Here is a 23447-nt window from a genome sequence, read left to right as displayed (position 1 = left end):
AACCAACACTATTGTCGTTTCATGGACGAAGTTCGCACCGCATACTCCAACCGCGCTGAGGAGTACTCGCGGCTGCTGGGTTCGATCGACTCGGCTCACCCGTCCGACCTGCACCTCGTCACGCAGTGGGCGACGGCAATTGACGGCCCTGTCATCGACGTCGGCTGCGGGCCTGGTCAGTGGACCGACTATCTCGCCGCGCGTGGATGCGATGTCCGCGGGATCGATCCGACGCCCGCATTCATCGAGCACGCCCACACCGCGCATCCGGATTGCCGGTTCGACGTCGGTACAGCCGAGAACCTCGATGCAGCATCTGGCTCCATCGCAGGAATATTGTCCTGGTACTCACTCATCCACCACACCCCCGGCTCAGTGCACGTCCCCCTGAAGGAATTCGCACGCGCCCTGCGACCAGGTGGTTCACTGGTGATCGGGTTTTTCGAATCACCGGTACTCGAACCGTTCGATCACAAGGTCGTCACCGCGTACCGATGGCCCGTTCCAGAGTTGAGCGCACGTGTGATCGACGCGGGATTCGAGGTCGTCGAAACCCACACCCGCACCGGCGTCGGATACCGGCCTCACGGCGCGATCGTCGCCGTGCGCTCTTGACCTCGAGTATGGTTTCGGTTCTACGTGAATCCATGAAGCCAATGCAACCACCAGAGCGTCAACCCATCGGATTTTGGACTCGCCGCGCGAGCGAGGCTGTCGGTGCGCGCATTCGCGGCGCATTGCACGACGTCGGTATCACCCAACCCGAATCATGGCTTCTGCATCAGCTTTCGCTGTCACCCAGCGGAGTCGACAGCACCGAAGTGATCGAGAAATTAGGACACAACGACACCCCCGAGGCGATCGTCGACGCAGTCGACACGGCGACCGCGAAAGGCTGGATCCAGCAGATCGATTCGCGCCTGAGATTCACCGATGCAGGCGCCGAACAATTCGACCGCGCGGCAGCGGTCCAGCGCGATCTGCAGACAGAACGCATGCAAGGAATTACCGAGGAGGACTTCGTCACGACCATCCGAGTCCTGCAGCGCACCATCGAGAACGTCGGGGGCCAGGCGTGGCATTGGTGACGGGCCGACTATTCGCGGCAGGAATAGTCGAGAATCATGTTGGTGCCCGCCCATATCGTTGCGGTCGAACGAAAGAAGGTGCCCACGGACATGCTCGAGCAGTGGAACGACGCACTCGGTTACATCGAGGACAATCTCGACGGTGAGATCGACCCACACGAATTAGCGCGGATCACGCTCACCTCCGAGTATCACTTCCGACGCGTGTTCTCGGCGCTGGCCGGAATGTCACTGTCGCAGTACATCCGGTCGAGGCGAATGACGCTGGCAACAGCGGAGATTCTCGATGGGCTCGGTGTGCTCGATGTGGCCGCCAAGTACGGGTACTCGTCGGGGGACGCGTTCAGTCGCGCCTTCCGGCAGATGAACGGTATGACGCCGTCGCACGCGCGTCGCCCGGGTGCAGTCCTTCGTTCGCAGCAGGCAGTGTCATTTCACCTCACTATCGAAGGGCGAAGCACCATGCGATACAGAATCGTGGATCTTCCTGACATTCACATCAATGGTCGGTCGACTCGCATTCCGTTGCAATATCAGGGTCCGAACCCTGCCATGTCCGAGTTCCACCAGAGCTTGCCCGCCGGAACAGGCGAGGAGTTGCGCGCGCTTGCGGACGTGTCCGACTTACCAGAAATCCTGTTCGTCAGCACCGGATTCTCGCCCGACCGCGAGGACGGAAGTTTGTTCGACTACTACTTCGCCGTTGCGACGACCACCGAACACGACGGCTGGGACACCCTCGCTGTTCCAGCGTCGAAATGGGTGGTCTTCGAGGCCAGCGCGGAGGACAATTTCAGCGCAGCACTGCAACAACTCTGGGCCGACGCCTTCAGCGAGTGGTTCCCGTCGAACCCCTATCAGGTCGTGCCTGGGCCGGAAATCCTCACGGTTACCGCGAGCAACGAGGATTGGAGCTCGGGCACCGGGGAACTATGGATCCCAGTCACACGGACCGCATGATTCGCACCACGGGGTCAGTAATGCTGATAGGGCGGTAGATTTTCTGGCCGACAACGAGATAGACGGTTGCGACGGCCGGGATGCCGAGTCAGTATGTTGCGGTGCCCGAACTGGCTCCTCCCGCAATCAATGACGACGCCCTCGCGGCCCTGGTCCAGCCGACCCTCGACGTCGAGGGTTGTGCTGCGCTGAGGCCGTGGCGCACGGACGACGCCGCGAGCGTCGTGGAAGCGTTTCAGGACCCGTCGATCCAACGGTGGCATGTGCGTCGAGCAGATTCGGTGTCGGAGGCCGAGCAGTGGATCGACCGATGGCACGAGGCATGGATCGCACGCAGCGACTGCACGTGGGCCATTGTCGACCGACGTTCGGACGAGTTACTGGGGCGAATAGCTTTGAAAGCCATCGATAAACAAGACGGCGTCGCCGATCTTGCCTATTGGATGGTGCCCGCGGCGCGCGGGCGCGGGATCTGCCCGAATGCGATGGCCGCGGTCTCCGGATGGGCTTTCGACTGCGTCGGACTCACCCGCCTGCAGCTCGAACATTCCACGCTGAACGACGCGTCCTGCCGCGCCGCATACAAAGCTGGGTTCATCGCGGAGGGGATCCGGCGGCAGTCGGCCAGGCACGCGGACGGCTGGCACGACATGCACGTTCACAGCCGGTTGCGCGACGATCCTCAGCCGCTCCAACCCCAGTTGTAAGGATTGAGCACAATTCGGTACCAGACGTCGGTGTTCGCTTCGTTGGTACACGGCACGATGACAATGGACTGCGAGGCCTGTTCCAACGCCAGCGCTTTGTTGCAGAAGTATTGTCCGCCCTCACCCGAAAACTCGGAGCGATAGACCGGACCGTAGTGCCATTGATCGGCATTGGCGGTACCGACTCCGACGGTCGCTCCCACCGCTATCGGCAACGCCATCAAACCTGTCAAGACTGCAATGCGTCGTTTCATGTCTCGCCACACCTATCCTCGGGGTCGTCGTAGACATCACGTCGGATTCGGTGGATCGAACGTTACGCCGCCGGGCAACAGACAATTCTCGGGCCGGCATCGCGTCGGTGCCGGCCCGAGAGAAGTCAGTTTGCGGCTTCGTATGCCTCGACGATCTCGGCGGGGATGCGTCCACGATCGTTGATTTCGTAGCCGCTGTCCGCCGCCCACTGGCGGATTGCACGTGTCTGAGCGGGGTCGCGCTTGGTGGTCGAAGCCGGCTGCGAGGCAGGTGCCTGCACGGCTCCCACAGGAGTCGCTTTGCGCTTGCGTCCGCCGACCCGGGTGGCAAATCCGACGTAGTACTCGATTTTCTTCCGAAATTCGTTGGCGTTCTTACTCTTCAGGTCGATCACGTAATCGACGCCGTCCAACGAAAACTCGATCGATTCGCCCTGTCCCTCGTCGATCGAGGTGCCATCGACGTCATCGACCAATTCATAGATAACTTGCTTCGCCACAGTGCGAGGCCTTTCGGATCGAGGGGATTTGTTCCAGGTTAGCCTGTCCGCCAATTATGTCGAACAACCAGGGAGTCCGCGAGTCACATTCGGTAACTTGCAACGCGCAGTGCAAGTCGATAGTTCCCAATGCGCCATCCAATATGTCTGACGGTCGATATTCAGACCCGGCGGTCCTTTCGTCCGAATCCGACATTAATACACCATCGTGCTGCAGCCGGATTAGTTCGACAATAGACGACATGAATCGCGAAACGGACATATCAGTCTGCTTCCGAAGGACGGTCAGCGGGACTTCGCGCCCGAGATCAATGCAATGAGCCCGTGCGGCGCGTCCTTGCCCACACACAGGTCGAGGGTCTCGTGCGCCTCCACCGCCGTCGAGGCGCTTCGTGGAAACAGTTCGTTTTCGTACGCGACGAGTGCCGCCTCGATGTCACCGGGATGCGCGACTATGGCCTGCCCGAGTTCGGCGCCGTCGAACATCGCCAGATTCGCACCGTCTCCGGACGGAGGCATCAGATGCGCGGCGTCACCGACGAGCGTCACTCCCGGAACCCGGTCCCAGCGGTGATCGTTGGGGAGCGAGTGAATCATCCGCGCAACGGGCGCGCTGTCGGAGTCGCTGATCAGAGAAGTGAGTTCTTCTGCCCACCCGTCGAATTCGGCTACCACCCGCGAAGCCGATGCCTTTGCGTCGGAGAAATCGATGCCCTCGACCCATTCTGCCGAGCGTTTCAACTCCGCGTACGAGTGCAAGATTCCGTCCGCCTCACGATGCACGGCAAGCCCCTGCCCCGGTGCAAGCGCGAACATCGCACCGCCGCCTACGGCGGCCGCCGCAGCCGGGTGACGGACATCGGCGTCGTGCAAATAGGTTTCGACGAACGTGACTCCTGCGTACTCGGGTGTCGCAGCAGACACCAGCGGACGGATCTTCGACCACGCGCCATCGGCACCGACGACGAGGTCCGAGACCGAGGAGGACCCGTCGGCGAAATCGAGACGATGGGTGCCGTCGCCGATCGCCGCGGTGCCGGTAAGTTTCTTGTTCCACCGAATCGTCTGTGATGGAAGCGATTCGATGAGTATTCGCCGTAGATCGCCTCGGAGAACTTCGGGCCGTACACCCGTCCCGTCGTCGGGTTCGTCGTACAGAACGGCGCCGGTCGGGTCGAGCACCCGCGTCGCTTCCGCCCCCACGTTGATGATGGCGCGAAACTCGTCGGTGAGGCCCGCTGCTGCGAGCGCCACCTGTCCATCGTGCTCGTGGATATCGAGCTGACCGCCTTGAGTACGAGACTGCGCCGCCGGATCGGACTCGTACACGGTGGCAGCAATGCCGTTGACGTGCAGAACGCGGGCGAGGACGAGGCCTCCGAGGCCTGCGCCGATGATCGAGATGTTCATGGCTACCCTTCTATTGGAACAGTGTTCCATCCAGCTTGGAACACTGTTCCAAATATGTCAAGATGACAACCATGGCCACACGGAGTGAGCGGCGAGCAGATGCGCTGTCGAAAAATCGGATCGTCGACGCAGCGATTGACATCCTGGATGCCGACGGCGACTCCGCGCTGACCTTCCGCGCCCTGGCCGCGCGGCTGTCCACCGGAAGCGGCGCGATCTATCACCACGTGGCCAACAAGAGCGAACTTCTCGCGGCGGCAACGAACAGCCTCGTCGATCGCGAGTTGTCCGGCGTACCCGCAGGCGCAGGGCCGAGAGAAACAATTCGTAGCGTCGCGCTCGCCATCTTCGACGCGATCGATGCGCACCCGTGGGTCGGCGCTCACCTGGCCCGCGCGCCGCAGCAGGCCGCGATGTCCCGCATCTTCGAAGCGATCGGCGCCCAGATCGAAGCACTGCACGTCCCCGAGGAGAGCCTGTTCGACGCAGCATCCACGCTGGTCAACTACATCCTCGGCGTCGCAGGGCAGAACGCTGCCAACGCCCGACTGCACGGACACGTCACCGATCGGACGACTGCGCTGACCGCGGTGGCCGACGCGTGGCGACAACTCGACCGAGCCGAATATCCATTCCTCCATCGAATTGCGGATCGGATGCCCGAGCATGATGATCGCGCACAATTTCTCGCCGGCATCGACTTCACTCTCACCGGTATCGAGGCCATCCGCTGATCGTGCGGTTGTGCAGGACCACAATGGGGTAAGCCGATCACCCAGTCCGCGCTCAACACGTGGCTCGAATTGAATTCAGCGCGAACCGAACGGATAGCACATGCCCGACCCTACGGACGACCCGGCCATTCTGCGGGCATTGCTCGACCTGTCTCCAGACTTGATCGCCCTGTCCGAATTCGACGGAAAGGTCGTCTACGTCAACCCAGCAGGCCTGGCACTCGTCGGACTCACCGAGCTGCCCACTGAACCGGCGTTGACCACGGCTGATTTCTTCACTCCGCACGGCCTGGAAGCTGCCGTCGAGGTCGAGGCCGGGCTGCACGACGAAGGCTTCTGGAGAGGCCGCAGCGAGCTACGGCACCATGTGACGGGCGCCGGCATTCCCGTCGCGGTCTGCACGTTCATCGTCCAGCGTGCAGCCGGGGAACCGAACCTGGTCGCCACGACCATCCGCGATCGTACGGTCGGCCACCGCCGCGACGCGGAGCTGAAGAACGCAGTGTCGACCGCTCACCGCAACGCATCCGAGCAGAAAGCGCTCGCAGCTCTGAGCAGAATGTCCGTCGACGCCACACTTCCGGAGCTGTTGACGGCGGCGACGACCGCAGCCGCGGCGATGACAGGCGTGGAAACTGCGGCCATCGCGTGTCGCGACGCCTCGGTCGAGGGCGGAGTGCGCTTCGACGCAATCAGCAGAGTCATCACGACCGGCCTCGAACTCCCGCCGGGAGATCAATCGATGGTCGGGTACGCGCTGACCCACGGCGTTCCCGTGACGTGTTCCGACACCGACACCGAGACCCTCTTCGACACCTCCACGATGGCGGGGCTCGGACTTCGTAGCGGGGCTGCAGTCCCCGTTCCCGTCGACGCGGACGAACCCTGGGGTGCACTCGCTATCTACAGCGCGGAACCGCGCGTGTACAGCGAGTGGGAACTGATGTTTCTGACCGCGTTGACCAGCGTTCTGTCGACAGCTCTCAGACGTATCGAATTGGATCGCCAACTGCGCCTTCGCGGTATGCACGACGCCTTGACGGGACTCCCCAACCGCGCTCTGGCCTACGAAGTCATCGACTCGGCGCTCGAACGGGCTCGGGAGGAGTCCAGCTCGGTGGCACTCCTGCTTCTCGACATCGACGACTTCAAAGTGATCAACGACAGTCTCGGCCACGAATCCGGTGACCTCGCACTTGTGCGGTTCACTCGGCGCCTCGCCGCTGCGACCCGAGAACGCGATACCGTCGCCAGGCTCGGAGGCGACGAATTCCTTGTCATCTGCGAGGGAATAGACAGCGTCACGCATGCAGAAGACCTGGCCCGTCACATCGAGACCGCGATCGCTGCGCCGCTGTCCCCCGACGACGCTCCGATACCGCTGAGCGTCAGCATCGGCATTGCGGTATCGGAACCATCGACGACACGACGCGATCTGATTCACCGCGCCGACCTCGCCATGTACCGAGCGAAAGACAACGGAACCGGCGGGCACGCGGTGTTCGACACCGGGGACATGTACGACGCCGACCGCGTACGTTCGTTGTCGACCGACCTTCGCTCCGCTCTGGCCGACAACTCGTTGACCCTGGAGTACCAACCACTCATCGACATCGCCAGCGGAGAGATCGTCGCGCTGGAAGCGTTGGCGCGCTGGACTCATCCCGAACTTGGGCCGATCGCACCCACGGAGTTCGTCGCAGTTGCCGAACGGACTGGTCTGGCAACAGCTCTCGGATCCTGGGCCCTGCGCACCGCATGCGCCCAGACTGTTCTCTGGCGTGAGCACTCCGACGTCGCCATCCGGGTCAACGTCAGCGCACTACAACTGCGTAGCCCCGCGTTCCCCGGTGAGGTGGCCGCGGTCCTGAACGAAACCGGGTTGCCGCCGACGTCGCTCGGCCTCGAAATCACCGAAACGGTCTGGGTGTCGGACACCGCCCGCGTCGCCGACACCCTGGCCGCCCTGCACGATCTAGGTGTCGCGCTCCTTCTCGACGATCTCGGAAAAGGACACAGCTCCATCTCGTACCTGAACCGGTATCCGATGTTCGAATGCTTCAAGATCGACGGGTCGTTCATCACCGCGTTGCCCCACCCCCGCGCGCAAGCCGTAGTGGCGGCAATCGTGGCCCTCGCCAAGGCTTTCGACGTGACCGTCGTGGGAGAAGGCGTCGAAACTCAGGAGCAGTTCGATTCTCTCGTCGCGACCGGATGCGATCTGGCGCAGGGGTATCTACTCGGCCGACCGATCACCGCAATCGCCACGACAGAGCTGCTGCGTGGCCGATTGAGTGTATGAACTAGGCGACGCCGGGTACACGCCACTGTGCCCGAGGGAGATTCCGTCTACCGGCTCGCGCTTCGTCTGCGAGCTGCACTGGACGGTGGACTTCTGACAGTAGGCCGCCTGAACGTTCCTGCGCACGCGACGGACAATCTTGCGGGGCTCACCGTCGTCGGACATCGAACTCACGGCAAACACCTGCTCACCGACCTGTCCGATGAGACGAGTCTGCACACGCATCTCAAGATGAGCGGATCGTGGACCGTCACCCGCGCCGGCCGGTACCTACCCTCACGCCTTGATCCCGATGTGCGGGTGCGACTTTCGATCGAACACGGCCCCACCGCCTACGGCCTGAGTCTTCCAGCCGTCGACTACGGCAGGACTCCCGAGATTAATCACCTCATCTCGCACCTCGGACCGGATCCCCTTCGAAGCGATTTCGACCCGGAACGAGCCGCCGCCAACCTCGTCGCGCAACGGGACACACCGGTGATCGCCGCGTTGCTCGATCAACGCGTGATCGCCGGACCGGGAAATCTATGGGCGAACGAACTGTGTTTTCTGCGCGGACTGTGGCCCTGGCGACCGGTCCGTACCGTCGACGCACCCGCCCTCGTCGCCCTTCTTCGCCGCGCCATGATGCATTCCGCCACCACCGCGCGAGCGCATCAGGTGACCACCGGCGACACCCGGCGCGGCCGACAGCACTGGGTCGCCGGCCGTGCAGGCAAGCCGTGCCTGCGCTGTGGGACAACAATCCGCGTCGCCGCCGAAATCCCCGGCGACCCTGCTCGCCGACGAACATGGTGGTGCCCGTCGTGCCAACCGGAAATGTCCGTTTGATCCCGCTCAGCGCGGCTCACTCCGTTTGACTCCGACCAGGCACGGGCATGCGTCGTGCATGACGACGAACAAGGAGACCACAGCTAGTTGCGATGAGGTGTGGAGGGTGCTGGCGGACGGTTGGTCCTACGCGATGTGGGTCGTGGGTGCGTCGCGCATCCGCTCGGTTGATCCAGCGTGGCCGGCGAAGGGCTCGAAAATCCACCATTCCGTAGGTGTGTGGCCGGTGACATTGAGCGACCACACTAGCTCGATGGGAGGACACGACGGTCGCGAGTTGAATCTGGAGGCACGAGCACTACCATTCGGCAAGGCGCACATCACGGTTCGACTGCACCCCCTGCCGACGGGATGCCGCATAGAGATGATCGAACATGCGGCGACCGCGCCGTTCACTGTTATTCCGGACTCGGTCCAACACGCTCTTGCCCACCCCCGCAACTCGGAAGCTCTGCGGCGCTTGGCATTGTTGGCCGAACGGCGCTCGGACCCCGCGTGAGTTCGATGGACCGGCGTCCTTACTGGGCTGTACCGGGGTCCAGCTAGGACGCTGTCGCCATGAGTAGCTGATGGCCGTAGGTGTTTCGCTCTGCGCCACTGGGGTATCGAGATTCAGGTGAATGTCAACTCCGATTCGTCCGCACCCGTCGATGCCGACCCCGACGATCCTCGCAAGCCCGAGTCCCCGACGGAGCTGACGAAACCGTCGTGGATCTTCGTGGCCAAGAAGACGGCGCGGGAGTTTTCACGCGACCAATGCACCGACCTCGCGGCTGCGTTGACCTACTACGCAGTGCTGTCATTGTTTCCTGCAATCCTTGCCATCGTCTCACTCCTCGGAGTTTTCGGGCAGGGGCAGGCAACCGTGGACGGCGTGCTTCAGGTTGTCGGTGATCTCGGGCCGTCCTCGGCGGTCGACACCCTGCGTGGTCCGATCGAGCAGTTGGTCCAGGCACCCACCGCCGGGTTCGCGTTGATCATCGGTATCGCGGGTGCGCTGTGGTCTGCATCCGGATACGTAGGCGCGTTCGGCCGGGCCATGAATCGTATGTACGAGGTCGAGGAAGGGCGGCCGGTCTGGAAACTGCGGCCGGTCATGCTGCTGGTTACGCTGATCGCGTTGATTCTGATAGCGCTCGCTGCCGTCATGCTGGCGATCAGCGGGCCCGTCGCGTCGGCGGTCGGCGACGTCATCGGTCTCGGCGACACTGCCTTGACCGTATGGAACATCGCCAGGTGGCCACTCGTGCTCGCCGTAGTGGTGCTAGCGGTTGCGATCCTCTACTACGCGACGCCCAATGTTCAGCAGCCGAAATTCAAGTGGATCAGCGCGGGTGCCGCCGTCGGGATCATCGTATGGATTCTCGCGACCGTCGCTTTCGGGTTCTACGTCGCGAACTTCTCGAGCTACAACAAAACCTACGGATCCCTGGCCGGCGCTATCGTCTTCCTGCTGTGGCTGTGGATCACCAACCTGGCTTTGCTGTTCGGCGCCGAGCTGGATTCGGAATTGGAACGAGGACGGCAACTGCAAGCGGGCCTCGTCGCCGAGGAGCGGCTGCAGTTGCCTCCACGTGATACCCGAGTGTCGGACAAGAACGAGCAAAAAGACAACGAAGCTGTCGAGGAGGGACGACGCCTGCGAGAAAGCCACCAGCAACCTAACGACGCCGGATAACGAAGCTCCCCGCGGTCGTCATCAGCGTGCTGGCCGGGTAATCAATGGTTACGTAACACGTCGATCAGTTCGTCCTTCTTCAACTTCGAATAGCCTTCGACACCGAGTTCTTTGGCGCGATCGGTGAGCTCATCGACAGTCCACTCCTTGTACGACGGCGACTTCCCACCCTTCTTCCCGACGTTCTTCCGTCCCTCGTTCGCCGCTGCATTGGAGATGCGTGCCGCTTTCTCCTTCGAGTTACCCTCGTCGCGGAGCTTCTCGTAGAGGTCTTGATCTTTGAGTTGTGGCTGGTCGTCTGACTTCTTCGTCGGCATCGTCTTTCCTTTCGTTCGGTATCTCAGCGCTACCCGATCGGCATGAGGCCAAAACCGTAGTGCCTGAGGTTCCGAGCGAAGCTGTGAAACAAGGATCCCCCTGCACAGAGACTCTGTGCAGGGGGATCGTTGTTCTAGATCAGGACAGATCGAAGCGATCGTTGTTCGCGACCTTGACCCAGGCTGCGATGAAATCGTCGACGAACTTCTTGCCGTTGTCGGCCTGTGCGTAGACCTCGGAGATCGCCCGCAGCTGCGAGTGCGATCCGAAGGTCAGGTCGATTGCACTTGCCGTCCAACGCTGTTCGCCGGTGGCCCTGGTCTTTCCGACGTAGGAACCGTCGTCGGACTTGGTCCATTCGGTATCGGAATCGAGCAGGTTGACGAAGAAGTCGTTGGTCAACACACCCGGACGGTCGGTGAACACACCGTGCTTGCTACCGCCGTGGTTGGCACCGAGTGCACGGAGTCCACCGACCAGTACCGCAGCCTCGGGCGCGGTCACGTCGAGCAGGTACGCACGATCGAGCCAGAGAACCTCCTGCGGAGTCTCCTCGCCGCTCGGGTAGAAGTTGCGGAAACCGTCGGCGCGGGGCTCGAGGTAACTGAACGACTCGACGTCGGTGTTCTCCTGCGTCGCATCGGTGCGGCCTGGAGTGAACGGCACAGTGACATCGTGTCCGGCATCCTTCGCTGCCTTCTCGATCGCTGCCGTACCGGCCAACACGATCAGGTCCGCGAGCGAAACCTGATGTCCGTCTGCGCCGTTGAAGTCGTGCTGGATCTGCTCGAGCTTCGGCAGCACCTCGGCGAGGACGGCAGGCTCGGATGCCTCCCAGTCCTTCTGCGGCTCCAAGCGGATGCGTGCACCGTTGGCACCGCCGCGGAAGTCGGTCTTGCGGAACGTACTCGCCGACGACCATGCGACCGAGATCAGCTGCTGGACAGTCAACCCGGAGTCGAGGATCTTCGACTTCAGCGACGCAATGTCGGCGTCGTCGATCGGTGCTGCCGTGTGGGCCGGAACCGGGTCCTGCCACAGCTGCTCCTCGGGAACCCACGGTCCGAGGTACCGCGAGATAGGACCGAGGTCGCGGTGGAGAAGCTTGTACCAAGCCCTGGCGAACGCGTCGGAAAGCTCCTCCGGGTGATCGAGCCAGCGACGGGTGATCTCGGCGTAGATCGGATCCTCACGCAGTGAGATATCGGTGACGAGCATCGTCGGTGCACGACCGGGTCCGCCGAAGGGATCGGGGATCTCCCCTGCGCCCGTGCCGTTTGCAGCGACGAACTGCCATGCGCCTGCGGGGCTCTTCTGCAGCTCCCACTCGTAGCCGTACAGGTTCTCGAGGTAGCCGTTGCCCCACACCGTCGGCGTCTTGGTCCAGACGACCTCGAGGCCACTGGTGACCTGGTCCTCTCCCTTGCCGGTGCCGTGGCCGTTTTTCCAGCCGAGACCCTGCTGCTCGATGGGCGCGCCCTCGGGCTCGGGACCGATCTTGTCAGCAGGCTTGGCGCCGTGCGTCTTGCCGAAGCTGTGGCCACCGACGATGAGGGCTGCGGTCTCCTCGTCGTTCATCGCCATGCGGCCGAAGGTTTCACGGATGTCGTGCGCGGCCTTGACGGGATCCGGCTCGCCTTCCGGGCCTTCAGGATTGACGTAGATCAGGCCCATCGTGGTGGCGCCGAGCGGCTTCGCGAGCTCACGTTCACCGGTGTAGCGCTTGTCGGTGCCCAGCCAGCTGTCCTCAGGACCGAAGAAGACCTCCTCGGGCTCCCAGATGTCCTCGCGGCCGAATGCAAAGCCGAATGTCTTGAATCCCATGGAATCGAGAGCCACGTTGCCGGCGAATACCAGCAGGTCGGCCCACGAGATCTTGTTGCCGTGCTTCTGCTTGACCGGCCACAGGAGGCGGCGAGCCTTGTCCAGGTTCGCATTGTCCGGCCAGCTGTTGAGCGGCGCGAAACGCTGCGCACCCTGCCCGCCACCGCCACGACCGTCGTACACGCGGTAGGTGCCTGCGGCGTGCCAGCTCAGACGGATGAAGAGACCACCGTAGTTGCCGTAGTCAGCGGGCCACCAATCCTTGGAATCGGTGAGAACTGCAGCGACGTCGGCTTTGAGCTCCTCGACGTCCAGCTTCGCGAACTCCGCTTTGTAATCGAACTTCTCGCCCAACGGGGTGGACTTGGAGGTGTGCGCGTGCAGAATCGACAGGTCGATCTGGTTCGGCCACCAGTCCTTGTTGGTCAGCGGTGCGCCACTCTTGGGCTTCGGCGACTCGATGACCGGGTTTTCGCTCTCGCTGGTGCTGGCGGTCTCGGTGTCGGAGTGTGGTGGGCGGGCGTCGGAGGTCACGCGTGTTCCTTTCCGGTGGACTGAATTGGGCTGTGATCACGGGCTGTGACCAAATCTGTGGCGGCACACTGCTTGGATGCACACTCAGGGCACGAACCCCAGTAGATGACCTCTGCCTCGTCGACCACGAATCCATCGTTGTGCGACGGTGACAGACATGGGGCTTCCCCGACCGCGCAGTCGGCATCGGCGATGAGACCGCAACCACGACAGACGATGTGGTGGTGGTTGTCTCCCACGTGCATCTCGTAGCGGGCAACATGCCCGGCAGGCTGGATGCGACGAACCAGGCCGACCGTCGTCAAGGCGTCGAGCACGTCGTAGACGGCCTGACGTGACACAGCGGGCAGGACGGTGCGCGCGAAGGTGTAGATGGAGTCGGTGTGTGCATGTGGGTGGAGGTGGACTGCGTCCATCACCACCATGCGAGGCTGCGTGACGCGCAAGCCGGCGGCACGCAACCGCTGAGCGTTGCCCGGTGCGATTGCCATGCCTCAAACCCTAGACACAACTGACGCCAATTGCACCTCTTTTCTGGAATCAGTCCAAATATTGGGCGGGGTCAGCCGATGCGGCAACCGCTTGCCAGCGGGACGTCGTTCAGACGGTCGGTGATGTACGACAGAGCCGTGCCGTTCGCGTAACCGTCGAGAAGATCGGGTCCGAAGTGGTTGGGCAGCACAGCTCCCGGCAGGATCGGGGGGAGGTCGTTGGTACGGAAGTCGACCGTCGCGCCCTTGTCACACCAGTCGACCGCGAGTTGGCGTGCCTGCTCGTAGGGGACGGTGTCGTCGTTTCGGCCGCTCGTGACCAGGACGGGACTCGTCGGGGCCAGCGTTCCGATTCGTTGTTCGTCGAAGATCGGGGCGGCCTCGGGAATCGTTCGCAGGTTCTCGAGGAGGGGCAGGTGATCGACGGTGTAGGTGCTCGTCCGCAGGAACGGGAACTTCAAGATGACATCGCCGATGCACGATTCGCTGAGCGCAGCCATCACTGCCTTGCCCTCAGGAGTGAGGCGCGCGTTGAACGGTTCGAGCAATTCGGGGCGTCGTTCGACGAATCCGTTGACGGCGAAGCCGATCACCCCGCCTATGAGGGTGCCGTCGACCTGGTCGAGTGTCGCCAACAGGTCGGCCGGTGGGGCACCGGCCCACGTTCCCTTGATGTTCAGCTCCGGCGCGTAGGACGGCGCCAACTCGGCTGCTGCAGCGACCGCGCCGCCGCCCTGCGAGTAGCCCCACAGCGCCAGCGGAGTGGACGGGCCGGTGCCACTGAGCGTGTTGGCGGCCCGCGCGGCGTCGAGGACTGCATGCGCTTCCTCGATGCGGTTGACGTAGGTGTGTAGACCGGCAGTCCCGAGCCCGACGTAATCGGTGACGAAGACTCGTGCTCCGCGAGCGATCCAGACCGACGCGGCCAGCATCTCCTGATTGGCAGAGAACGACAGCGGATCCACGGTGGCGTTCAACCCGGTCTGGAACGCCTGCGAGGGAGCGCACTGGTCGCCCTGTCCGACGGTTCCGGGTGCGACGACGATGGTCGGACGCTCCCCTGTTCCGCGCCACGGCTGACTCGCTTCGATGTAGGTGCCGGTGACTGCAACAGGCGAATCATCTTGCAGGCGTGAGGTATACATGACGCGCTGGCCCCGGCCCGGCCAGGTTCCGTCGGATCCAGGGAACGACGCCAGCAACGGCAGGGACCCCGCTCGGACTACCGCACCCGCTGTTGTGTCGAACTCCGCCGGCGGGAGGTAGAAGCCCGTGGGTTCGGCCGAGGCAACCGGAGTCGCGACGGCGGCAATACAGACCCCCACGATGACTGCGACGACGCCGCGCATGATCCTGGACCGCACTGCCGATGACGACAAAATTCCCCCCGAGTTCCGCGCGCATACGGTGGAGTTACACGCGAGTCGGGTAAATCTAGACAGATCACGCAGGAAGTGTCAAGAACCCCAGTGGCACGGATAAGTGCCCTCCGCGGCACTTATCCGTGCCACTGAACTCAGGTTCCACAAAACGTTCGAAAGCCCTCACTGAACTGCGTCGGGGCGGGCTGGGCGTAGTCCGCCCACTCGTCTCGCCTCTCGAACGGGTTCGTCACCACGTTCAGCAGTGTTTCGAACGGGCCGAGATCGCCAGCCGTCGCAGCCCTCAACGCGGCGTCGACGTGGTGGTTGCGGGGAATGTAGATCGGATTGACGCGGTCCAAGGCGTCGGGATCGACGGTCGCTTCGGTCCGCCACCGCTGCACCCACGGACCGGCAGCCTCCCGCGGAATCAGTGCGTCGAGGGGAGCCTGGTTTCCGCGAAGTTCGTCCGCAAGCGCCCTGAACGTCCCGGTCCAGTCAGCGCCATGTTCCTGCATGATTTTCAGCAAGTCGCCGCCCAGCGGCGATGCGTCGTCGATGCCGAGTTTGGCGGCCAACCCCGCCGCGAAATGGGCGTCGTACCGCGTGTCGAAGGAGTCGAGGACAGCCGAGACCTCGGTGATTGCATCGTCGGGAACGTCGGATACCAACGCCAGCAACGTTTCTCCGAACCGCGCGAGGTTCCATTTGAGCACCGCGGGTTGGTTTCCAAACGCGTAACGGCCGCGGTGGTCGATCGAGGAGAACACCGCACGCGGATCGTACGCGTCGAGGAACGCGCACGGTCCGTAGTCGATGGTCTGACCCGAGATGGTGGTGTTGTCGGTGTTCATGACTCCGTGTACGAAGCCTGCGAGCATCCACTGCGCGACGAGCGATGCCTGCGCTTCGACGACGGCCTCGAAGAAGCCCAAATAGCCGGTGACAGAGGGGTAGTGACGTGCAATGGCGTAGTCGGCCAGCGGTTGCACCAAGCCCTCTTGTCGAACAGCGAATTCGAACGTCCCGACCCTCAGATGACTCGAGGCGATCCGCGCCAGCACGGCACCCGGCTCGGGTCCGTCACGGTACACATCCCGGCCCGTCGCTAAGACCGACAGGGAGCGAGTCGTCGGAATGCCGAGCGCATGCATCGCCTCGCTGATCAGATACTCACGCAGCATGGGACCGACGACGGCGAACCCGTCGCCACCCCGCGAGAACGGTGTTCTCCCAGAACCTTTGAGATGCAGATCGACTCGTTGCCCGTCGACGTCGTGCAGTTCTCCCAGCAACAGGGCCCGCCCGTCACCGAGCATCGGGGCATACCCGCCGAACTGGTGCCCGGCGTAGGCCATCGCGACCGGGCTCGCACCCTCGGGCGCGGCGGCTCCGGACAGAATGCCGACCTCGTCACGGAGGGCTGGGTCGAGCCCCAAGGACTTCGCGAGCCGATCGTTGAACACGAGCATCCGCGGGTCGGGGGCGTCGGCGCCCTGCCACGGAACAGTCAGCGCACCCAGCTCGTCGACGAACGTGCTCTCCAGGGCGTTCTGCAAAACGGTCATATCCGAGGGTAACCGCGCAGGCTCGTCACAGTGCGGGAGTGTCGCGCCCATGCTTCACGACGTCCGACGCAAGCGCGGCGATCGGCGTGTTCGAGTCCTGGGAAATCTTCGACAGCAACCCGAACGCCTGGGCCGCACCGATGCTGTACCTCTCCATGAGCATGCCCTTGGCCTGGCCTATCAGGTCACGGGAGGCCAGCGCCGAGTCGAATTGATGGGCCTTGTTGGCCGCATACACCGCCAAGGCTGCGTTGGTCGCAAACATCGATCCCACCTCCTCGTCGTCCTTGGTGAACGCGTGGGGAAGCCGTCCGAAGACGTTGAGGGCGCCGATCGTGTCGTCAGATGTGTAGAGCTGGAACGACAAACTGCTTCTGACGCCTGCCTTCACCGCCTGCGGCCCGAAGCGCGGCCAGCGGGTGTCGGTAGCGAAGTCGTCGCATCGCACCAGCACGTCACGGTGGGCAGCATCGACACAGGGACCCTCGTTCATCTCTTCCTGCAGAACATCGAGCCGAACAGGCAGATCACTGGTCGCGGCATGAGACTGAAACTTGTTGCGCCCAGCGATGATCAAGACATCCGCACAGTCTGCCCCGGCCAGCAACGACGTCACGCTCTCGGTCACCGCACGAAAGGTGTCCTCGACGCTGCCAGGACGGAAGAATCCTCGAGTCGCATCGGCCAGTGCGCGTCCCAGATCGAAACGGTTGCGATCGAACTGTGTATCCATCGTGGCCTCCGGCCAGATTGGGCGTCGGAGTGCTCCGCAAGGACAAGGGTCCTCGAGACACCGACCAGCAGCCGATCACAGCGAACCGACGCCGTGTTCCCCTACCCTACGGCGTCCGAGTGGAGGCGGCTTCGCCGCACGTGAACGAAAGCACATACCACTCTATGTATTTACGTTCACATGCGGCGAAGGGGCGCCTCCACTTGACTTCCCGGCAAACCCATGACAGTAATTACTTACAACATTAGTGAAAGGGTGCAGGTTGATCGAGTTCCGCATTGATCGACGCTCGGGCATTCCGACGTACGTACAACTGGTCCTGCAGGTCAAACAGGCACTGCGACGCGGGGACCTCGCAGTCGGCGACAAGCTTCCGACCGCCAAGGACGTGGTGTCGACGCTCGCGATCAACCCCAACACCGTGCTCAAGGCCTACAAGGAACTCGAGCACGACGGACTCGCCGAAGGTAGGCCCGGTCTCGGCACGTTCATCACCGCGTCGCTGGCCAAGGCCGGAATGGCCGAGAAAACAGCGCTTACACAGGAACTCGACACCTGGGTTACGCACGGCGCCAGCGCTGGGCTCGAGCGCACCGACCTCGAAGCACTTTTCGCCGCGGCACTCGACCGCCAATTCTCCGAACCGGAAGGACCTTAGGACGTGACGAACCCAGTGCTCGAGGTGATCGACGTGAGCAAATCGTTTCGCCGACGCCCCGTACTCGACCAGTGCTCGTTCGCTCTCCAGCAGGGATCGATCACTGCCCTCGTCGGCGCGAACGGGGCTGGGAAATCGACGTTGATGTCGGTGATCGGCGGCCTGCTGCGGCCGGATTCCGGCGAAGTAACGGTCCTCGGCAAAACCGTCGACGACGGCGGGATCGCCCCGGGCCTGTCCTACCTCGCGCAGCACAAGCCTCTGTTCCACCGCTTCAGCGTCGAGGAAACACTCCGATTCGGTCGCGACACCAACGACCGATGGGACGACGCTTACGCCGCCCGAATCGTCGACGACGCCGGCATCACGCTGGACACGAGGATCAAGCGGCTGTCACCGGGCCAGCGGACGCGCGTTGCGATTGCGCTCGTGCTGGGCCGACTTCCGGAGGTCGTACTGCTGGACGAACCGCTCGCCGACCTCGATCCCGTCGCCCGGCGCGCCGTGGCTCAAACATTGATGCGTGACGCCGCCGAACGAGGAACGACGATTGTGCTGTCCTCACATGTGTTGGCCGAGCTCGCCGACGTCGCCGATCGGTTACTTCTGCTGCGTCGAGGAAAGATGCAATTGGACGGGGAGACAGAGGAGATCGTGAATCAACACTACGTTCTGACCGGGTCCGGAACGCCCGATCCAGGTGACGGGCACATCATCGGTTCGGCCCTCGCGTCGAAGTCGTCGACCCATGTAGTACGTGGGAGACGGCCGGCATCGAACGGTGAATGGACCATCTCGGCCGCGACTCTCGACGACGTCGTGCTCGCGCATCTCGGCGAGGTGGGCTGATGTTCTGGGTAACGTACCGACAGTTTCGCGCAACACTTCTCGGAACCCTCGCGGTCATCGTAGTGATTGCCGCCGCGACCATCGCAGCATCATTGGCCCTACGTAGTTACCCCACCTTCTACAGTTTTGGCACGCTCTTCTTCTGTTACGGCGGTGGAACTGCGGAGTGCATGTCTCAAACGGTCTTGACTGCAACGACATTGATGACGGTCGCCCTGCCCGCGCTGATCGGGTTGTTCGTCGGTGTGGCTGTGTTCTCGCGCGACATCGAACGAGGAACGCATGTGCTGTCGCTGACCCAGTCCGTCAGCCCGTTGCGATGGTACTTCTCGCGCGTCCTGGTCGTGTTCGTGCCGATCGTGCTGGCGATGGCGGTGCTCGGAGCGACGTTCACCTGGATGCGTTCGCTACACAAGACCGGCCCCTGGCAGACGGCCGGGGGAATTGATGCCTCCAGGTTCGACTATCCAATTTTCGAAACCTCCGGGTTGATGCCCGGCGCCTACACCGCTGCTGCATTGATGATCGGTAGCCTACTTGCACTGTTGCTGCGCAACACGATCGGCGCCATGGTCGTAACCCTGATCGTCACCGTCGGATTGCTCGTAGTGCTTCCGACCGCTGTCCGCCAGCACTACGCAGCACCCTCGGTGGAGACGAAGCAACTCAGCGCCGTCTCCGGACCCGCCGAATACATATCCTTCAGAGAATCGAACCGGTGGACGATCGACCAGAATTACGTCGACGCGGACGGGAACGTCGTCGACATCGACTATCGGCTCTGCGCGCCCGCCGACTCGTTCTGGGACGAGATGACGCAACGGTCCGATGAGACCTACGGGGACTGGCTGATCAGATCCGACGAGTTGCAAGCGCGAAGCGATCTGGAGCGCACCGAATGCATCGCAGCCCAGGGAGCTGACCGGTTCGAACTCGAGTATCACGAGGACAGTCAGTTCTGGCGATTCCAGATCACCGAAGTTGTGTTGGCTTTGATAGTTGCCGCGCTCGCGTGCGCTGCGTCGGTCGCGGTCGTGCGTGGGCGGCTCCGCCGTACGTGAACGAAAGTACATAGCCCACTATGGATTTCCGTGCACATGCGCCGAAGGCGCCTCCGTATGGTTTACTGGCGCACGGTAACCCTGGGTCCGCGGCGTTCGTGCCGCGGTTCCCCTAGTACCCGGGGCCTGATATGTACACGATCTCGGTCTTCATCGAGAACTGGGAAATCGAATGCTGCGGCGTTCCCCCTGCCGTCGGCCATTCGGCCACTTGGTCACTCGCGTTCGAGGAGGACGATTCCGGACCGGCTCGAGACCTACCTCCTGACGCCACATGGTCCGAGGGCCTGCTGACGTTCGGCGGCGTCACCGCATCGTGGCCGAATCCGGCGAACAAGCCTCCCGATCAGGCACGCGGTTACTTCTTCGGGACCGGTCACGGCGGCGGCGTACTCCCCATCGACGTCGCGCCCACCACCGGAACCGTGACGGCGCTGCAGCTCGAGATCATGGAGTATCGCGAGGTGGCACCCAAGAACTGGGAACCGATCGAACACACCCGTCTGCTGCGTCCGATCGTCAAGAGTCCCAGTTCGTTCAAGCACGACCTGGAGAACAGTCACTGCATCGAGACCGGAGTTCTGATGGAGCTCGACGTCGCGCGTTGACGGGCAATTGGGTGAGTTCCCTCTCGAGGCTGGCGTGGGTCGACGTCGGATGCGTAACGTCCAAACCCTGTTCATCCAACGGAGGCGAGGACCCCATGGGACCGAAAGTAGTCGTCATCGGAGCGGGGTATGCGGGCGTCAGTGCGGCCGTGCGCTTGGCCAGGGGCGGTGCCGATGTCACGGTCGTAAACCCGAGAGCCGAGTTCGTCGAGCGAATACGGTTGCATCAGTTGGTCGCCGGTAACCACAGTGCCGTAATGCCGTTGGAGCAGGTGCTCCCACAACGCGCGCGGCTCGAAGTCGCGACCGCGACGACGATCGACGCCGAGGCGCGACGAATCGGGTTGGCCGATTCGGACACGACCATCGACTACGACTACCTCGTCTACGCAGCCGGGAGTTTCAGCACGCTCGACATCATTGCCGGTGCGACGACACATGCAGTCACTCTAGGCACCCTCGAAACCGCACGCTATGCACGTGTGCGCCTAGAGAACCTGGTCGAACATTCGACCATCACGGTCGTCGGCGGCGGTCTCACCGGCATCGAAACGGCCGCAGAACTTGCCGGGAGTACAACCCATAGCGTTCGGTTGATCACCGACCGCGAGTTGGCACCCTCAGTCAGTGAGAGGGGAAGGCGGCACATTCGTGCACACCTTCGCAACGCAGGAGTGGAGGTCACCGAAGACACCGCCGTCGAGACGGTCGGCTCCGGTGAACTGGTGATGTCCGACGGAAGCACGGCTGCAAGCAATCTCACCATCCTGGCGTCGTCTGTCGGGGTTCCGGACACTGCACGCGGCAACGCACTGCAGACGGACGAGAGAGGCGCCCTCACCATCCACGACACTCTTGTCAGCGCAGGTGATCCCCGCATCGTCGGCGCCGGTGACGCGGCGGCCTTCGCTCGTTCACCACTCCGCATGAGCTGCCAGGCCGCGATCCCGTCGGGCGTCCACGCCGCCGAGACCGTGCTCGCGCTCGCTGCCGGAAAGGATCCACGGGAGCTGCAACGGAAATTCGTCGGTCAGTGCATCAGCCTCGGAAGGAAAGACGCACTGTTCCAGTCGTCGAACTCCCACGACGAGCCGAGACCCCGTGCCATGCTGACCGGGCGGGCCGCAGCGCTGGTGAAAGAACAAATCTGTTCGTCGACGATGTGGTTCGGGCACCGCGGACCCTTCAGCTACAGCTGGTCATGACCCCTCACCGATCCACCGAATCGGTGTCCGAGTGCCCGCCCGCAGTGACCTTGCAGTTTCATCCGGACTGGCCGCATGCAGGCCGAACCGTGATCGAGTCGATGGCACACGACGGTGCCTATCGATCGCAGTTCGCGACCGGAATCTCGAACGGCGGGCTGACGGCATTTGCAGGCGGTGACCGGTGGCAGTGGGAATCACGACTGTTCGACGGTCGATACGATCAGTCGGAACCGCACGAGCGGCCCGTCTACGGCGCGTGGAATCGAAACGCCGATCCCTACGGCGGCGCAATACGATTCGGATCATCGTATGTGGTTCTGAAACCCGCTGTCCTCGACAGAATCACCTTCTGCTTCCCGGATTCTGTGTTCGAGCCGACCGATTTCGGTGACCGTGACGCGCTCCCTCACCTATGCGCTCTCGCCGACGCGTCCGGTTTCGACGATCTCGACGACTGCGTCGAGGCTCACGTTCACGGGCCCGTACGGTTCGACGAAGACGTCGACGCTGTGGTGCTCGACCCGACGTTTCGTGAAACTGCGATCGAGTCCGCGGCATCGTCTCTCGGGTGCAACATCCGTTTCCATCGGGGATTTCGCTTGATGACGTCGGATTTTGATCCCCTCTATCGAGGTGCCGAGTCCGCCACACTCGCACAGGCTCTCGGACCTGTTCTGACTCCGGCGATCATCGGCGACGCCGCGCGGACAGGCAGTCACGACCTTCAAACACTCAAGCGCGTGTGGCACTGTCTCGCTCGATTCGGCCGAACGACCTACGAGGTGTAGGGGCCGGTCGGCCTGTCGTGATAGCCCTTGGCGCCGATGAGCATTGCAAGCGGACTGGACGGTGACTCGCCGCTCTGCAGGCATCGCAGCGCTGAGTCGAATCCGTACGCAGGCTCCCAACTCAGATCCCGTCGAGCACGAGTGTTCAGGTAGATGCGGTCGATGCTCGGGAACATTCTCCAACCCAGCGACTCGTAGATCTCCTCGTATCGAGGGAAGTACCGCCGCACCACGGCCGGTGTGTCGACGCGCAATTCGGCTCGATCCTCGTCTCCGAACGGCGTGGTGGCGCTGACGATGTAGCGACCGAATCCCAACTCCGGCGCAACGATCAATGCACGTTCGTGGGCGTCGACGACGTCGGCGATATCGACTCTGCGATACAACAACTCGTTGGTCTTGAGGTTCATGTCGGGGTACGCGGCCTGGATCTCCGGACGGTCGTCGGCTTCGGGGAAGAATCTCGAGGTCCGAAGGATCACCAGTGCAAGACCGTGATCCTGGTGAAACAACCGGCAGAGGTCTTCGGCCGCAGTTTTGGTGGAGCCGTAGATGTTGCGAGGAACTGGTGTCACGTCTTCGGTGATCCATGACGCCGGGTCGCCTTCCGGAGGAGTCATCGCTCGACCGAAAGTCGTGGTGGAACTGGTGAATACGAATCGTCCGACGCCTGCCGCGACCGACTCCTCCAGCATCGTGAGCGTCCCGGACACATTGGTGTCCACGAAGTCCTGTTTGGTGTGACTGCCGACGTGCGGCTTGTGCAGTGTCGCAGTATGGACGACCGCGTCGATCCCGTCGAGCGCCTCGCGAACATCCCGTCGATTGGTTACCGACCCGACGTGCGTCGTCCAGGGAGAAGGCGAGGTGTCCAGCCCGACCACATGATGACCTCGTGAGCCCAGAACACGTACCAGTGCCTCACCGAGATGACCGGAACTGCCCGTCACGAGAATTCGAAATCGCGGTTCCACCGTCGTCA

General features: G+C 62.8%; 25 protein-coding genes. 15 read left to right on the top strand and 10 right to left on the bottom strand.

What is annotated here, in order from left to right:
* Positions 1 to 21: 21 nt before the first annotated feature.
* The 4 genes from D8W71_RS06280 (at position 22) to D8W71_RS06265 (ending at position 2755) form a co-directional block, all read left to right on the top strand.
* On the top strand, positions 22 to 615 hold the full coding sequence (locus D8W71_RS06280; RefSeq protein ID WP_121111925.1) for a class I SAM-dependent methyltransferase: 594 nt from the start codon (positions 22 to 24) through the stop codon (positions 613 to 615).
* A gap of 32 nt (positions 616 to 647) precedes the next feature.
* Positions 648 to 1088 (top strand): MarR family winged helix-turn-helix transcriptional regulator, encoded by a 441-nt coding sequence (locus tag D8W71_RS06275; protein WP_328588816.1) that lies wholly within the window; start codon positions 648 to 650, stop codon positions 1086 to 1088.
* Positions 1089 to 1124: 36 nt separating this feature from the next.
* Positions 1125 to 2048, top strand: a complete 924-nt coding sequence (locus D8W71_RS06270) for an AraC family transcriptional regulator (protein WP_236077736.1) — start codon at positions 1125 to 1127, stop codon at positions 2046 to 2048.
* Between the two features lie 101 nt (positions 2049 to 2149).
* Complete coding sequence (locus tag D8W71_RS06265; protein ID WP_236077735.1) at positions 2150 to 2755, top strand: GNAT family N-acetyltransferase; 606 nt, start codon at positions 2150 to 2152, stop codon at positions 2753 to 2755.
* Here the strand turns inward: D8W71_RS06265 and D8W71_RS06260 are convergent.
* The 3 genes from D8W71_RS06260 to D8W71_RS06250 form a co-directional block, all read right to left on the bottom strand.
* Positions 2731 to 3009 carry a hypothetical protein gene (locus D8W71_RS06260; protein ID WP_121111921.1) on the bottom strand — a complete coding sequence of 93 codons (279 nt, stop codon included), beginning with the start codon at positions 3007 to 3009 and terminating at the stop codon, positions 2731 to 2733. The genes D8W71_RS06265 and D8W71_RS06260 overlap by 25 nt on opposite strands.
* Before the next feature lie 125 nt (positions 3010 to 3134).
* Entirely contained in the window at positions 3135 to 3509 is a 375-nt protein-coding gene (locus tag D8W71_RS06255; protein WP_121111919.1) for a histone-like nucleoid-structuring protein Lsr2, read from the bottom strand.
* A 285-nt stretch (positions 3510 to 3794) separates the two neighbouring features.
* Positions 3795 to 4919 carry an FAD-dependent oxidoreductase gene (locus D8W71_RS06250; RefSeq protein WP_121111917.1) on the bottom strand — a complete coding sequence of 375 codons (1125 nt, stop codon included), beginning with the start codon at positions 4917 to 4919 and terminating at the stop codon, positions 3795 to 3797.
* Positions 4920 to 4990: 71 nt separating this feature from the next.
* Between D8W71_RS06250 and D8W71_RS06245 the strand changes: the two genes are divergently transcribed.
* The 5 genes from D8W71_RS06245 to D8W71_RS06225 all read left to right on the top strand — a co-directional run bounded on the left by D8W71_RS06245 (position 4991) and on the right by D8W71_RS06225 (position 10464).
* The gene (locus D8W71_RS06245; protein ID WP_121111915.1) at positions 4991 to 5653 is read left to right on the top strand and encodes a TetR/AcrR family transcriptional regulator; all 663 of its coding nucleotides are present in this window, start codon (positions 4991 to 4993) and stop codon (positions 5651 to 5653) included.
* 100 nt (positions 5654 to 5753) lie between these two features.
* Positions 5754 to 7955: an EAL domain-containing protein gene (locus tag D8W71_RS06240; protein ID WP_121111913.1), complete on the top strand. Its 2202-nt coding sequence runs from the start codon at positions 5754 to 5756 to the stop codon at positions 7953 to 7955.
* A 27-nt stretch (positions 7956 to 7982) separates the two neighbouring features.
* Positions 7983 to 8786, top strand: coding sequence for a DNA-formamidopyrimidine glycosylase family protein (locus tag D8W71_RS06235; RefSeq protein WP_121111911.1), 804 nt, complete (start codon positions 7983 to 7985; stop codon positions 8784 to 8786).
* A gap of 58 nt (positions 8787 to 8844) precedes the next feature.
* A complete protein-coding gene (locus D8W71_RS06230) occupies positions 8845 to 9285 on the top strand; it encodes an SRPBCC family protein (RefSeq protein WP_121111909.1) in 441 nt (146 codons plus the stop codon).
* Positions 9286 to 9402: 117 nt separating this feature from the next.
* The gene (locus D8W71_RS06225) at positions 9403 to 10464 is read left to right on the top strand and encodes a YihY/virulence factor BrkB family protein (RefSeq protein WP_121111907.1); all 1062 of its coding nucleotides are present in this window, start codon (positions 9403 to 9405) and stop codon (positions 10462 to 10464) included.
* Positions 10465 to 10505: 41 nt separating this feature from the next.
* Here D8W71_RS06225 and D8W71_RS06220 read toward each other — a convergent pair whose 3' ends face one another.
* From D8W71_RS06220 to D8W71_RS06195, 6 genes are all read right to left on the bottom strand, one after another.
* Positions 10506 to 10781, bottom strand: coding sequence for a DUF7218 family protein (locus tag D8W71_RS06220; RefSeq protein ID WP_121111905.1), 276 nt, complete (start codon positions 10779 to 10781; stop codon positions 10506 to 10508).
* Between the two features lie 139 nt (positions 10782 to 10920).
* Positions 10921 to 13140, bottom strand: a complete 2220-nt coding sequence (katG, locus tag D8W71_RS06215; protein ID WP_121111903.1) for a catalase/peroxidase HPI — start codon at positions 13138 to 13140, stop codon at positions 10921 to 10923.
* A complete protein-coding gene (locus D8W71_RS06210) occupies positions 13137 to 13631 on the bottom strand; it encodes a Fur family transcriptional regulator (RefSeq protein ID WP_121111901.1) in 495 nt (164 codons plus the stop codon). The genes katG and D8W71_RS06210 overlap by 4 nt, the downstream gene beginning before the upstream one ends.
* A gap of 71 nt (positions 13632 to 13702) precedes the next feature.
* A complete protein-coding gene (locus tag D8W71_RS06205) occupies positions 13703 to 14980 on the bottom strand; it encodes a lipase family protein (protein ID WP_121111900.1) in 1278 nt (425 codons plus the stop codon).
* A 167-nt stretch (positions 14981 to 15147) separates the two neighbouring features.
* Positions 15148 to 16560, bottom strand: coding sequence for a protein adenylyltransferase SelO (locus tag D8W71_RS06200; RefSeq protein ID WP_236077734.1), 1413 nt, complete (start codon positions 16558 to 16560; stop codon positions 15148 to 15150).
* 25 nt (positions 16561 to 16585) lie between these two features.
* Positions 16586 to 17293, bottom strand: coding sequence for a GAF and ANTAR domain-containing protein (locus D8W71_RS06195; protein ID WP_121111896.1), 708 nt, complete (start codon positions 17291 to 17293; stop codon positions 16586 to 16588).
* A 262-nt stretch (positions 17294 to 17555) separates the two neighbouring features.
* On the opposite strand from D8W71_RS06195, the gene D8W71_RS06190 reads away from it, so the two are divergent.
* From D8W71_RS06190 to D8W71_RS06165, 6 genes are all read left to right on the top strand, one after another.
* A complete protein-coding gene (locus D8W71_RS06190; RefSeq protein WP_121118690.1) occupies positions 17556 to 17951 on the top strand; it encodes a GntR family transcriptional regulator in 396 nt (131 codons plus the stop codon).
* 3 nt (positions 17952 to 17954) lie between these two features.
* A complete protein-coding gene (locus tag D8W71_RS06185; protein ID WP_121111894.1) occupies positions 17955 to 18800 on the top strand; it encodes an ABC transporter ATP-binding protein in 846 nt (281 codons plus the stop codon).
* Complete coding sequence (locus D8W71_RS06180) at positions 18800 to 19861, top strand: ABC transporter permease (RefSeq protein WP_121111892.1); 1062 nt, start codon at positions 18800 to 18802, stop codon at positions 19859 to 19861. Before D8W71_RS06185 ends, D8W71_RS06180 begins: the two co-directional genes overlap by 1 nt.
* Positions 19862 to 19992: 131 nt before the next feature.
* Positions 19993 to 20469: a DUF6578 domain-containing protein gene (locus tag D8W71_RS06175; RefSeq protein ID WP_121111890.1), complete on the top strand. Its 477-nt coding sequence runs from the start codon at positions 19993 to 19995 to the stop codon at positions 20467 to 20469.
* Between the two features lie 95 nt (positions 20470 to 20564).
* Complete coding sequence (locus D8W71_RS06170) at positions 20565 to 21674, top strand: NAD(P)/FAD-dependent oxidoreductase (protein WP_121118688.1); 1110 nt, start codon at positions 20565 to 20567, stop codon at positions 21672 to 21674.
* Positions 21671 to 22465: a DUF3626 domain-containing protein gene (locus D8W71_RS06165; RefSeq protein ID WP_201265277.1), complete on the top strand. Its 795-nt coding sequence runs from the start codon at positions 21671 to 21673 to the stop codon at positions 22463 to 22465. Before D8W71_RS06170 ends, D8W71_RS06165 begins: the two co-directional genes overlap by 4 nt.
* Here D8W71_RS06165 and D8W71_RS06160 read toward each other — a convergent pair.
* Positions 22453 to 23439: an NAD-dependent epimerase/dehydratase family protein gene (locus tag D8W71_RS06160; RefSeq protein WP_121118684.1), complete on the bottom strand. Its 987-nt coding sequence runs from the start codon at positions 23437 to 23439 to the stop codon at positions 22453 to 22455. The two genes, D8W71_RS06165 and D8W71_RS06160, sit on opposite strands and share 13 nt — an antisense overlap.
* Between the last annotated feature and the right edge of the window lie 8 nt (positions 23440 to 23447).

Origin of the sequence: Rhodococcus sp. P1Y, from assembly GCF_003641205.1 — a bacterium.
GTDB lineage: Bacteria > Actinomycetota > Actinomycetes > Mycobacteriales > Mycobacteriaceae > Rhodococcoides.
Note: the sequence above shows the minus strand (reverse complement) of the source record. Positions and strands in the feature narration are given on the sequence as shown.

Coding starts and splice junctions, on each gene's coding strand:
- D8W71_RS06210 (WP_121111901.1), bottom strand. CDS start 13,631: ATGGCAATCGCACCGGGCAACGCTCAGCGGTTGCGTGCCGCCGGCTTG.
- D8W71_RS06200 (WP_236077734.1), bottom strand. CDS start 16,560: ATGACCGTTTTGCAGAACGCCCTGGAGAGCACGTTCGTCGACGAGCTG.
- D8W71_RS06170 (WP_121118688.1), top strand. CDS start 20,565: ATGGGACCGAAAGTAGTCGTCATCGGAGCGGGGTATGCGGGCGTCAGT.
- D8W71_RS06165 (WP_201265277.1), top strand. CDS start 21,671: ATGACCCCTCACCGATCCACCGAATCGGTGTCCGAGTGCCCGCCCGCA.
- D8W71_RS06270 (WP_236077736.1), top strand. CDS start 1,125: ATGTTGGTGCCCGCCCATATCGTTGCGGTCGAACGAAAGAAGGTGCCC.
- D8W71_RS06245 (WP_121111915.1), top strand. CDS start 4,991: ATGGCCACACGGAGTGAGCGGCGAGCAGATGCGCTGTCGAAAAATCGG.
- D8W71_RS06195 (WP_121111896.1), bottom strand. CDS start 17,293: ATGGATACACAGTTCGATCGCAACCGTTTCGATCTGGGACGCGCACTG.
- D8W71_RS06180 (WP_121111892.1), top strand. CDS start 18,800: ATGTTCTGGGTAACGTACCGACAGTTTCGCGCAACACTTCTCGGAACC.
- D8W71_RS06260 (WP_121111921.1), bottom strand. CDS start 3,009: ATGAAACGACGCATTGCAGTCTTGACAGGTTTGATGGCGTTGCCGATA.
- D8W71_RS06175 (WP_121111890.1), top strand. CDS start 19,993: ATGTACACGATCTCGGTCTTCATCGAGAACTGGGAAATCGAATGCTGC.
- D8W71_RS06280 (WP_121111925.1), top strand. CDS start 22: ATGGACGAAGTTCGCACCGCATACTCCAACCGCGCTGAGGAGTACTCG.
- D8W71_RS06275 (WP_328588816.1), top strand. CDS start 648: ATGAAGCCAATGCAACCACCAGAGCGTCAACCCATCGGATTTTGGACT.
- D8W71_RS06205 (WP_121111900.1), bottom strand. CDS start 14,980: ATGCGCGGCGTCGTCGCAGTCATCGTGGGGGTCTGTATTGCCGCCGTC.
- D8W71_RS06230 (WP_121111909.1), top strand. CDS start 8,845: ATGACGACGAACAAGGAGACCACAGCTAGTTGCGATGAGGTGTGGAGG.
- D8W71_RS06250 (WP_121111917.1), bottom strand. CDS start 4,919: ATGAACATCTCGATCATCGGCGCAGGCCTCGGAGGCCTCGTCCTCGCC.
- D8W71_RS06240 (WP_121111913.1), top strand. CDS start 5,754: ATGCCCGACCCTACGGACGACCCGGCCATTCTGCGGGCATTGCTCGAC.
- D8W71_RS06220 (WP_121111905.1), bottom strand. CDS start 10,781: ATGCCGACGAAGAAGTCAGACGACCAGCCACAACTCAAAGATCAAGAC.